The sequence below is a fragment of the Salipiger sp. HF18 genome, from assembly GCF_011806505.1.
Taxonomy (GTDB): Bacteria; Pseudomonadota; Alphaproteobacteria; order Rhodobacterales; family Rhodobacteraceae; genus Salipiger; species Salipiger thiooxidans.
In genome coordinates this window covers 1-1,545 of sequence record NZ_JAATOS010000718.1, presented here as the reverse complement: position 1 = coordinate 1,545, position 1,545 = coordinate 1, and the positions used below count along the sequence as shown (strand labels likewise).

Annotated in this window: 2 protein-coding genes; both read right to left on the bottom strand. The window is 69.4% G+C overall.

The annotated features are described in order from the left end of the window. Positions 1-363: 363 nt before the first annotated feature. Complete coding sequence (locus HC022_RS26250; protein ID WP_167454339.1) at positions 364-1,230, bottom strand: alpha/beta hydrolase; 867 nt, start codon at positions 1,228-1,230, stop codon at positions 364-366. Further along, positions 1,230-1,545 (bottom strand): hypothetical protein (locus HC022_RS26245; protein WP_167454338.1); only part of this gene is annotated, 316 nt, incomplete at its 5' end. The genes HC022_RS26250 and HC022_RS26245, both read right to left, overlap by 1 nt.

Genomic DNA, 1,545 nt, shown 5'->3' with positions numbered 1-1,545 from the left:
CGCGGCGCACGGCAGGCAGGGACCAGTGCGCCAGCGCGCGTCCGGAGAACTCGGAAATGGTCAGCGAGGCATCGCCAAGGGACACGATCACCTCGCGCCTCTGGGCAGCCGGCTCGGGCCGCCAGAGTCCTGACGCTTCCAGTCTTTGATACTGTTTGAGTGCCGTCATCCGGGGCTGCTCTGCCTCATTTCGCGGCACAGTAGCATGGGGTCGTGCAGAACGGCAATGCGGTGACCTTGCGGCGGTTTTCGGTCGGGTTGCGGGGCGTCGGAGCGGGGCCCTCGCGGGGCTTTGGGAGGGGGCGGCAGACCGCCCGGCTCCACCCGTCAGAACCATCGCCCGAACGCCTGCGCCCGAGGCCGTCAGGTCGCGAAGGCCACCAGTTGACTGGCCACCGTGGGATCGTCGAGGTAGCCCGCGATGCCGTGGCGGTTGTCGGGGTGGGTGCGCACGCCGGGGAAGTTCGAGACCCGCGGCGCCCCCGGGAAGTGCTTGGCGTTCAGCGGGTTCAGCGCCACGATGTCGCGCTTGTCGTAGGCGTTCACCCAGCGCCCGGCGGCGGGGTTGCGCGGCAGCCCGAGCAGCGCCGTGATCGCCTTGATCCCCAGCGGCGAGCCGATGGTCAGGAAGCCCGCCAGCTTCATGCGCGGGGCGTGCTTCACCAGCACGTTGTAGGCCACGACGCTGCCGAGCGAGTGGCCCACCACCACCGTCGGCTGGTCGGTCAGCGCCGCCTCGACGATGCCGTCGATCTTCTTCCGCACCGCGGGCTTGTCGAGGTAGAGGTAGACGTCGGTCAGGAACTTCTCGATCGTCGCGCCCGAGATCGCCGGCCAGTGCCCGTCGATGACCTGCACCAGCGCCTGCACCCATTCCCAGTTCTGCGGCCCCATTTCCTGCAGCTCGCCCTCGGGCATCTGCTGGCGGATCTCGGTCTCGGAGATCTCGGCGCTGGTGCTCATCTCCTGCAGCACCGACTGGGCGAAGAGCTCGTAGCCCTGATCCTGCCCGGGGCCCATCTGCACCAGCTCCCGCGTCGAAGGCAGCTTGGCGCGGGTGACGAAGTCGTCGAGCGTGTCGCCGTAGAACGGCTGGTCGAAGCTCACCGATCCCGGCAGCGACAGCGCCGCCGAGCCCAGCCCCCGGTCCAGCGCCTTGCGCCATTCGGCCAGCAGCGAGGCCGAGCTCTTGCCGCCCTGCGCGCGGCCGTGAACGAACAGGATCCTCATCAGATCTCTCCTTTCTGAATGGCGTCGAAGATCGGCCCCGAGGCCTCGGGGCCGAAGGTGGTCCAGAGCGCGTTGGTCAGATGGGCACCGGCCTCCTGCAGGGCGGGCGGCAGCGTGGCGCCGCGCGAGGGCAGCAGGTTCCAGCCGCGGGTCAGCAGCGGGCAGGCGGGCACCACCGGCGGCAACCCGGCCTCGGTCCACCTGCGATGCGACAGAAGCCGCACGTCGAAGAGATCGGCGCCAAGATCGGCCACGATCTCGCTCGAGAGCCCGGGGATGAGGTCATCCTGGCTGGCGTCGGAATAGGCGTAGGCG

What these genes read in the sequence shown, in the direction of transcription:
- HC022_RS26250 (WP_167454339.1), bottom strand. Translation starts at nt 1,230, where the DNA reads ATGAGGATCCTGTTCGTTCACGGCCGCGCGCAGGGCGGCAAGAGCTCG.